The sequence below is a fragment of the Polaromonas sp. genome (assembly GCF_030689685.1).
GTDB lineage: Bacteria > Pseudomonadota > Gammaproteobacteria > Burkholderiales > Burkholderiaceae_C > Polaromonas.
Genome location: NZ_JAUYEY010000008.1, coordinates 49,695 through 60,090 on the forward strand (window position 1 = coordinate 49,695; position 10,396 = coordinate 60,090).

Annotated in this window: 4 protein-coding genes; 3 read left to right on the forward strand and 1 reads right to left on the reverse strand. The window is 58.7% G+C overall.

Annotation, left to right across the window (positions count from 1 at the left end; genetic code table 11):
• Positions 1 to 18 precede the first annotated feature (18 nt).
• From Q8O29_RS02635 to Q8O29_RS02645, 3 genes are all read left to right on the forward strand, one after another.
• A complete protein-coding gene (locus Q8O29_RS02635) occupies positions 19 to 1,935 on the forward strand; it encodes a LapD/MoxY N-terminal periplasmic domain-containing protein (protein ID WP_305560508.1) in 1,917 nt (638 codons plus the stop codon).
• Between the two features lie 85 nt (positions 1,936 to 2,020).
• Positions 2,021 to 2,302: a type II toxin-antitoxin system Phd/YefM family antitoxin gene (locus Q8O29_RS02640; RefSeq protein ID WP_305560509.1), complete on the forward strand. Its 282-nt coding sequence runs from the start codon at positions 2,021 to 2,023 to the stop codon at positions 2,300 to 2,302.
• Positions 2,289 to 2,705 carry a putative toxin-antitoxin system toxin component, PIN family gene (locus Q8O29_RS02645; RefSeq protein WP_305560510.1) on the forward strand — a complete coding sequence of 139 codons (417 nt, stop codon included), beginning with the start codon at positions 2,289 to 2,291 and terminating at the stop codon, positions 2,703 to 2,705. The genes Q8O29_RS02640 and Q8O29_RS02645 overlap by 14 nt, the downstream gene beginning before the upstream one ends.
• Positions 2,706 to 2,897: 192 nt before the next feature.
• Here Q8O29_RS02645 and Q8O29_RS02650 read toward each other — a convergent pair whose 3' ends face one another.
• A complete protein-coding gene (locus tag Q8O29_RS02650) occupies positions 2,898 to 10,250 on the reverse strand; it encodes a tandem-95 repeat protein (protein WP_305560511.1) in 7,353 nt (2,450 codons plus the stop codon).
• Positions 10,251 to 10,396: the final 146 nt, after the last annotated feature.

Sequence of the window (10,396 nt, forward strand, 5' to 3'; positions counted from 1 at the left end):
TTCCGAGGGGAATTTTCCATGTCGATGTACCGCCAAATGTGGCTTGCAATCATTCTCAGTACCTTGCTGGCACTGATGGGCGGCTTGCTGGCTTCCACGCTGAATGCGCGAAGTTATCTGTCAGAGCAGCTCAATGCCAAAAACACAGACAATGCAACCGCTTTGGCGCTGGCGCTGAGCCAACAAAATGCCGATGCGGTAATGATCGAGCTGGCTGTTTCGGCCTTGTTTGACAGTGGTCACTATGAGTTGATACGTGTTGTGGACCCTCTTGGCAAAACCATCGTGGAGCGGGTTGCACCGGCGAATGGGCAGTTTGTGCCTGACTGGTTTGTCAAGGCTTTGCCCCTGAGGGCCACCCCTGGCCAGGCACAAATCAGCAATGGCTGGAACCAGTTGGGCACACTGACAGTCGTCAGTGCCAGCCGCTTTGCGTACCAGTCCTTGTGGAAAAGCGTCCTGCAACTGACGCTTGCGCTGGGGCTTTCCGGCTTCGTGGGCGGCTACTTGGGAACACTGATTTTGCGGCGGCTGCGAGAACCCTTGCAACGGGTCATCAATCAGGCCAGCGCCATCAGCGAGCGCCGCTTTGTGTCGATAGACCTGCCGGACGTGCCCGAGCTCAGGCAGCTTGCCTTGGCCATGAACAGCACCGTCAGTCGGCTCAAAGACATGTTCGCGGAGGAAGCGCAGCGACTGGAAGTCCTGCGAGTCACCGCCAACTACGACCCGCTGACAGGTTTGCCCAATCGAACCTTCTTTCTGGTTCAATTGCTGGACTTGCTGGACAGCGAAGAGGCTGCGGGCGGTCACTTGCTTTTGGTGCGCCTCGCAGGTTTTTCCGAACTCAACCAACTGCTTGGCCTGCCGGCCACCAACCAGCTGCTAAAAGCAATTGCAGAGGTTCTGCATCAACAGCAGATTCAAACCCACGGTGTGGCTGCACGTATAGGAGACTCTGATTTTGTGCTGTTGCTGCCGAGCCCAAGCAATGCGCATGAAGCTGCCAAAGACCTGATGCACGCTTTGGCCGAAGCCAGCGCCCCGTTCACCGGCACCGCGCCAGTGGCTCATATCGGAATTGGAAAACTGAAGCGTGGACAAGACATTGCCAACTTGTTGGCACAGGCGGCAAGCGCGCTGGCCATGGCCGAGGCACAGGGCACCAACGCCATCCGGGAAAGCAGTGGCATCGACGACGGGAACATGAGCAGCAGCGCAGAAGAAACTGCGCAATTGATCGGACGGGCTCTGGAGCAAGGCCGAGTACGGCTGGCATCGTTTCCGGTGCTTGATTTCACAGGAAAGCTGGTGCATCGCGAATGTCCGCTGGAAGTGATGCTCGACGAAGCAGACGGATGGCAACCCATCAACCGCTTTCTGCAACTGGCCGAGCACTTCCAGCTCACACCATTGATTGATCTAACCACACTCAACCTGGGGCTGGAAGAGTTGCATAAGAACCCCAGCCTGCCCGGTGTGGCGATCAGCTTGTCGGCTCCCTCCTTGCGCGAAGACAGCTTCCGGCTGCGCCTGCTGGAATTGATCAGAAAAACCCCAGGCCTGGCCGCTCGTCTCTGGCTGGAAGTGCCGGAGGCTGATGTGCTGAAACACACGCTCATTCTCCCGGTTTTCATAGCGGATGTGAAAAAAACCGGTAGTCGCATCGGACTGACCCAATTTGGCCGTCACTTTAGCCACTCGGATACCTTGCACGACTTCGGCCTCGACTTCCTGAAAGTCGACTCCAGTTTCATCCGGGGATTGCAATACAGCACGGACAATCAGACCTTTCTCAAAGGCCTGGCGTCCGTCGCGCACAAAATGGACATACAGGTCTTCGGTGAAGGTGTGATTGACCGTGCTGAGCTGGCCGCACTGGACGCTGCCGGTTTTGACGGTGTGGCCGGGCCTGCTGTCAAGGAAACCGACTGATGTTGAATTTGTGCAACAAACAACAGCTTGCCGAATAGGCCACAATAGCTACATCGGCTGTTATGGCCATTTCATGGAGTTCAACATGCTTACTCTCACCTCGGTAGAGGCCCAAAGCCGTTTTGGCGAGCTGATTGATCGTTCGCAGCGCGAACCGGTGCAAGTCACGCGGCGCGGCAGGCCGGTCGCTTATGTCATCTGTAACCAGGACATGCAGGCGCTGAGCGACTTGCGCACCCGCCGTGAAACGGCAAGCCGCTGGTATGCGGCGTATCGCGAGCAGCTGGTGCGTGAACAAGGCGTAAGCGCTGAAGCAGCCACCCTGAGCGATGGCGATGTGACCGAACTGGTCCATGAACTTCGATAGACCCATCGTTATCGACACCGGGGTGTTGGTCAGCGCCGCGATCCGGCCGCAGTCAGTACCTGCGTTGGCGCTTGAGCGGGCACTGCTGCACTACGACGTGTGTGCGTCACCGGCTACGTTTGAAGAACTGAAAACCGTACTGCTGCGGCCAAAGTTTGATCGCTATGTTTCCGCAGCCACCCGTCAGGCTTTCGTGGAAGGGCTGAGCCAACATTTGCGCATGGCGCAGGTGACGCAGCAAGTCACAGACTGCACTGACCCCAAAGACAATAAATTTCTCGCGCTGGCCGTGGCCGTGAGCGCCGAAATGATCGTGGCCAGCGACCCCCACCTGACACAAATGCACCCCTGGCAAGGCATTCCGATCTTACCGCCCGCAGCATTTTTGGTGGCTGCGCGCTGACCTGTAGACCCGGCCACGGGTAGGGGACGGAATGCGCCTGTTTTGCTATTAAAATAGTAGCTGCTCAGGCATATACAACAAGGGCTAGCGGCCAAAAACACTCAAAAAAACCGTCGTATGCGCATGCTGCGCAGTACGCCGGTATCCGCAGCGGCGACCGCCTGCCTGTACCCGCGAACCGCCCGCTTCCCATCAATCTGTATTGAGCTTGCCTTTGGTCAGCAAGTCTTGAATCACCTGCTGGTCAGTCGTGTAGACCCCGATCATGTCGACCCCGCTCAGAACAATCTTCTGATCTGCTGCCCCTGTGACCACACTGGACGGTGCGCCCACGGCATGCGGATCAGTAGAAAAGCCGCCGGTTGTGCTGATGTGAATAATCGTATCAGCACCGGATTTTTCGAAGTGCAGGAAGTTCGCCAGATTGTCCTGCCCCAGCAGGGTGCCAGAGGCCTCGCCGACCAGCAGGTCGCGCAAGTCCAGCACATCGCCACCTGCAGACCGGGCTGCCAGGCCAAAGTCGGTGATGGTGTCGGTCACGGGGGCACCTGCGGTACCTCCATCGTTCAGCTCCCAGGCGAAGATGTCTGAGCCCAGGCCGCCCGTCAAAATGTCAGCTCCTTTGCCACCAATAATCAGGTCGCGGCCGTCGCCTCCGTCCAGCGTATCGGCGCCGGCACCGCCGTGCAGCCGGTCATCACCTGCCCCGCCGCTCAGTATGTCGTTACCATCATTGCCGAACGCAAAATCCGAATTTGCTGTGAGCGTAGGGGTGTTGTTGCCGCCGGTTCCTTCATAGGCATTAGAGATGCTGACAAGACTCAGGAGCTGGTCGACCTGATGAATACCTTTAGTGGCGGTGACGTCAATCAACGCGGATTGCGCCGTCGTGACCCCCGTCACGGTCAATGGGCCGGTGAAGCTCCATGTCGAAATGTCGACCGATTGCGTCACACCGGTCGTGATGGTGGCGCTGCGGCCGGCGTTGTCACTGATGACCCAACCCGTCTGTAGCCCGGACACCGTCAGCGTATCAAAAGCGCGCGCCGTGACATCAAACTGGAAGGTAGTGCCGTCATTGGCAATGCCCACATCATGGTGATTGATTTCGGTATTCCAGATGGAGCGTACCTGCTCGTTGGTCAATACGTTGCTGTATATCCGCAGATCATCAATGCCCGCGTTGAGGTATTTGTCGTTGTCTATCCGGCGGTCAAAATTGCCAAAAACGCCGTTGGTGAAGCCGATGCCAAACACGTTGGTGATGGTTCCTGCCAGGCCAGCAGCCGTGACAGTGCTCTCCAGCACACCGTCTACCCACATCTGGGTCTGACCAGTGGTCGCATTGCGGGTCATCGCGACAAAGTGCCATGTGTTGTCGGAAATAATGGTTGTACTCTTGGCGCCCGCTGTGTCGCCGACGTTCAAACCCATGCGGCCGTTGTTGTCAAGCCAGCCCCACTGGGCATCGTTGACCGCGCCGTTTTGCTCTGAGCCAATCACGCTGGGGCGATTCCAGCCGATATCGGTACCGCCAAACTGGGCGGCATCGGTAGCCAGATTCTGGGCAGTCTTGATCCAGAAGCTGATGGTGGCAGAGCCGGTGATGGGATCGAGCTCGACCGGGTCCACCGAGAGCGACGCACCTTTGCCGTCAAATTGGATGGCGGTTCCAGAGGTGCCCGCATGGCCAGCAATCCAGGTTGGCGTCGCGTTGCCATTGGTGGTGTTCGCATCTGAGAGGGTGCCAATGATGTCCCGGTATTCGTTGAGCGCAGGGACGCCAAAACCTTCATCAAACGTCCACTGACCGACAGGGCGCACCTGAAGAATGGGAGCACTGTCCAGGTCGAGAATGGTGGCCGTTCCTACGGCGACCGAATTGATAACCGGACCGGAAGAGACCGTAGCCGTCAGCGTGAAGCTCTCGGTCCCTTCGATACTTCCATCGACGGTGGTGGTGGTGCGCACCAGAACACTGGTCTTGCCCGACGACACAACCATGCTACCGGTGTAGTTGGTCCAGGTTGTTCCGCCATTGACCGAGTACTGCAAGGTCGCACCATAGTCGGCACCGGTAGCCGTGCCGGCGGTGGTTTGCAGGGTAACCGTCACATCGCTGGCAGTTTGTGCGCCCAGCCGGATATCAAACATCGCATAGTCACCTTCCACGATGGTGGTGTCACTCACCACCGCCATCAACGGCGGATTGCCGGATGACATACCCTGCTGGAAGATATGGAAGGTCAGCGTTTGCGAACTGCTTGCGGTCGCGCCATTCAGGGCCTCGGTGGATGTGGCAGTCACTCCCAGATCGATACGCCCTGAGTAATCTTCAGGGAACATCAAAAAGGCCGTTGGAAGAGCACTGTACGGAATGGTTACCTGGCCGTTAACCGGGCTGTAAGTGGTGGCACCGGAGACGATGCGCGATCCGCCCGGCATATTGGTGATCAGCAGAGAAAGTGTTTCCGAGCCATCGTTGTCCACCAAAGCCGCCGTGATTTCCCCCGCAAGAGCGATACGTGTCACGTTGCCAATGTTGTTGACATAGGTGTTGTTGATAGAGTTGTAGTTGTCCTGCAGGGCCCCTTGAGCCTCTACCAGGCGAATGTCGTCGAAGTAGCCCCCCACTCCGTTGCCCGTCTCTGGCGAAGTGGTCTGAATCGTGATGGTGTGGATACCCGTCGTCGCAAAGTTGAATCCTGTGCGCACCGCTTGCCAGACCAGCGCAGAATTTGCAGTCCCCGCTGTGTAAGTGCCAACCACCACACCATCGACCAGCACCTGGAAGCCGGTATTGGCGGTTGGCGCAGCATCGGGTGCGTAATTCAGACTCAACTGATAGATATTGGTGATGTCTGTTACGTTGATGGTCCGGGTGATGGCGGGTGTCTGATAGTTGGGGCTGGGCACGGTGCCGTTGGCCGCATTGTCCAGATGCAGGAACACGCTCTGTGCATCAGCACCCGTGGTGCTGCCAAGCATGCCGGCAGCTGTGTACATCGTGGCGTTGTTCGAGTTGAGAATCTGATCGCCGTCGGCATTGAAGTAAAACTGGCTGATCTGGGTACCGCCCGAGGTGCCCACCGTATCCGCAACTGCAGGTGTCGCAAGTGACCATCCTTCGATTGCTGCCGTGCCTTTGGCGTGCGTCGCATTGTTGGTGTCATTCGCCGTTGCAGTCAGGGGGCCTACCGATTCCCAGGTGGTATTGAAAACCTGGGAGAACGAGTTGCCCACCGACAAAGTCGGCGCATCCGCCACCGCCGTGGTGTTGATCGTGGCGACTGCACCCGTGCTGTTGGCACTCGAATTGTCGGTTGCGAAGAAGTTGAAGGTGGTGCTGCCTGCCCAATTTGTGGTTGGCTTGAAGTACAAAGTCAAGCTGTCAGCCGAGGCGGCGTAAGCCGTGCTGGCGGTCACGGCCACCGTCATGCCTGCATCGGTATACAGCGTACCGTTGGCAGGCAGGCTGCTCAGGGTGAAGGTGCTGATCGTCCCGTTCGGATCGATTGCGGTCAACGTGACCGGAATACCACCGGCCGCATCTTCATTGCCGGTGGCGCTGGCTGCCGAAGCCACCGGTGCACCAGAAGTCGCCATCGTGACCGTCGTACTGGCCGTATTGCTGACCAAGGCACCATCTGTCACGGTGACAGTGAAAGCGCGCGCGGTCAGATCAGCTGCCGCGTTGAGGTTGTTGAACCGGATGGCGCTGAGCGCGGTCTGGTAGTCGGCCGCAGAGGCAGAGCCCGACAAGGTCACAATATTGCTGTTGGCTCCGGAGATCACCGCCGAGATACCGCCGGGCAAGCTGCCCACCGACAACACGTCGTTGGCCTGCCAGTTGGTCAGAGTGACGGTGGCGCCTGTCATGTTGGCGCTGTCCGCGTCAGAGATAACGCGGTCAATGTCGGCAATCGCAATCGCGGTGGACGATGGCCCACTGCGCACAAAGTAGGTCGAAAAGCCGGTGCCAGAGGCGCTGCCGTCCAGGTCCAGAGTGGGCGCATCATTCACGGCGGTCACATTGACGGTGGTCGTCGCCACGTTGCTGTTTAGCAGACCGTCGTTCACCACCACCGTGATGCTGCGCGGCGTGGTGCTGGGGTTGTCAGAGCTGTTGGCGTAGGTGATGGCACGAAGCGCCACTTTGTAATCGGCCACTGTGGCTGTACCCGTGAGCGTCAGGATATTGCTGTTCGGGCCAGACAGGGTGTAGCTGATACCTGCGGGAATGGAGCCAATTGCCAACACATCGCCGGCCTGCCAGTTGGTCAGGGTGACGGTGGCGCTGGCCAGGTTGGTCGCGTCGTCGGTCAACACCTGGTCTGAATCGGTGATCTGCACGCCGACGCCGTTTTCAGTGTAGGCAGCTACATAACCGGTGCCACCTGCGCTGCCATCAAGGTCAAGCACCGGCGCGTCATTGACTGCGGTGATGTTGAGCGTGACGGTGTCCACATCGGTCAAGGTGCCGCCGCTGCCAGTGTTGCCCATGTCACTGGTGGTAACTGTCAGGGTGACTGTGCCATTTGCATTGGGCGCAGTGGTGTAGTTGACACCACTGGCAGCAATAAAGCTGTTGATGTTCGCTTGTGTACCAGACAGCACCAGGCTGCCAGTACCCGAGCCTGACACCGTCACACCACCGCCGGTGGTTGCGGCCAACGTGCCTGCGGGCACACCCAGCGTCACGCTGACGGTACTGCCGCTGGCATCGACATCGCTGATGCTGATGCCGGTGATGGCCGACGCCACATCTTCGGTCACAGCAATCGAGCCAGGCACGGTGTTGACCGGTGCGTCGTTGACGGCACTGACCGTCACATTGGCGGTAGCGGTTTCAGTCACGCCACCTGATGTCACGGTGTAGGTAAACGATGTGGCACCGTTGAAGTTGCTGGCGGGCGTGAAGACCAGTTGGCCGCTGACATTCAATGCCACTGTGCCGTTGGCCACGGTCACTGCCGCACCGCCAGCCGTGATGGCAAGGCCACCTACTGATGTGATCAGTTTTCCGGTGTTTGCAAAGGTGTCATTCGCCAGCACTGAGAAGGTGCCAGCGGTATCTTCAGCTGTAGCCACCGTGTCGTCGGTGATATCGGCAACAGCGGCCACTGAAATATTCACGCTATCCACATCCGTCAGCACGCCACCACCCGTATTGCCACCGTCATTGGTGGTCATGGTCAGCGTCGCAGCACCGTTGTAATCGGCCGTCGGCACGTAGTTAACCGTCGCGGCCAAAGTCGCATTGATTTGCGCCACTGTGCCCGTCAGAGTGACAGTACCGGTACCACTGCCAGCAATAGTGGCAGTACCACCACTGACGGTGAGTGTGCCATTGGTCACCACCAGCGTCACAGTCACGCTGCTGGCATTGGCATCTATGTCGGCAACCGACAAACCGGTGATCGCTTTGGTTGTGTCTTCGTTGGTCGTCTGCAGCGCGCCCGGCACTGTGTTGGTGGGCGCGTCGTTGACCGCCACCAATGTCACCGTTGAAGCAATCGACAGCGTGGTGGTGTCTACGCCGCCGTTGGCAGTACCACCACTGTCCGTGACCTGTGTCAGTGTGAAGACGCGGTTGCCAGCGCTGGGGTTGTCCACGCTGGTGTTCTGGTAAGTGATGCCATCGACCACAGCTTGCGCCGCAGCGCCAGACAAGATGCCGCCTGTCAGCACCACTGTGGCTGTACCGCCAGTGACCGTGGCCGTATAGCCCAAGCCATTGGTGACCGTGGTACCAGAGCTTGTGACGCCCAGGGTAATCGTGCTTCCGTCAACCACAATCGTTTCGTTGGCGCCATTGAGCAAGCCGGTGACGGTGAAGGTCATGCCAGTGATAGTTTGACCACCCTCTACCGCACTGACCGCAGCGCCGCTAAACACCGATACCGCAGCCGCCTGGGTAGAACCCGCAGCTTCGGTGAAGGTGGGCGCCACGGCAGTGGCCGTCAAGGTAGGCGCGCTGTTGACAAAGGTAACACTGACGGCCACCGTATCCGTGGCTGCCGAGAACGGCGTTGTGCCGCCGTTGGTACTGACATCCACCTTGGTGGCCGCCGCACCAGAAGTCTGGTCCCAGGCGCGCAGAGTCAAGCCAGAAGAAACGGTACCGCTGAAACTGGTGGCAGGCTGGAAATAAACCCGCGTATTGGCATCAGAAGCCAGCAACAAGGCGCTGCTGTTGCTGACCGCGCCGACGGCCAGCCAGGTGGTGCCATTGTTGGTCGAGAAGAACCAGGTGCCGTTGCTGGCATCGGTGGCAGTAATGGCTACACCTCTGACTGCGCTGCCGTCTGCCGCATCGGTAATGCCGCCGACCAGTGTAGAGACCAGATTGCCAACCGCGCCTGTTGGTGCTGCGGCGTTTTGGCTCATCGTGGTCAAGCTCAAGGCCGTGTCAGCCAGAACCGGGGCATCATTGACGGCTGTAACGTTGATCGTGGCAACAACGTTGGCACTCAATGCACCTGCGTCACCCGCCTTGAAGTTGAACGTGCGGCTGCCATTGGTGTCGGCGGTTGGCACAAAATACAGCGTGACGCTACCGCCCACTGCTGTGATGTTGGCATTCAGAACGACCTGCGTCGTCAACCCGGCGTCGGTGTACAGCAGGCCTCCGGTCGGAAGACTGGCTACCTGGAAGCGTGTAATCCCGGTGTTGTCAACGCCGTTCAGAACGATAGGGATGGAAGCAGCGTCTTCGTTGCCCGTCGCGCTTGAAACAATCGCAAGCGGGTTGGCACTGTTTGTAAACGCCACCGTGGTACTGGCGGAAGCACTGTTCAGCGCGCCGTCGGTCACCGTGAAAGTGATGGTGCGGGTTGTATTGCCTGTGGCGCCCGTGTTGTCAAAGGTAATCGACCGCAATGCAGCCTGGTACTGTGCAAGTGTTGCCGTTCCGGACAACACCAGCGTGCCTGTGCCAGCCGTGTAGACACCCGTGATGGCGCCCATGGTGGTGAAGGCAAGGCTGTCGGTGCCACTGCTATTGAAGCCCGTACCAATGTCTATAGTGGCGCCAGTGATATTGGTGCTGTCCAGATCGGTGATAAGCACGTCGGAATCAACGATCTTGACTGCAACCCCGCCCGCACCCCCACCTGCTCTGGAGTAAGTGGTTGCGTATCCGATGCCCGCTGCACTGGCATCCAGGTCAAGTACCGGTGCGTCATTGTTAACCGCCACCGTAACGGTGGAAGCCACTGACAACGCGGTTGTATTGACGCCGCCGTTGGCTGTACCGCCGCTGTCTTGCACTTCCGTCAAGGTAAACGTCCGTACGCCCGCCGTCGGGTTGTCCCGGTTGGTATTTTGGTAAGTGATGCCATTGACCAGAGTCTGTGCCAGCGCAGGCGTCAGCGAGGTGCCGGTCAAGGTGATGGTGGCCGTACCAGCACTTACGGCGGAGGTGTAGGTCAGGCCATTGGTCGCCGTCCAGCCTGCAATGTTTGACCCCAAAGCGATGGTGCGCCCATCCACCACAATGGTCTCGCTGACTCCGTTCAGAAGGCCACCGACCGTGAAGGTCAAGCTGGTAATCTTACTGTGTCATAAGTTTAGTCTCGGACTTATCCAATGGCAATGCGGGCAATGACCCAGGGCGCTTGCGAGTGCGACGCTCAGCAGCAGGCGCAGCGTTGTGATCGAGCTTGGCACGTGACGCTGCGCGCGCTGGA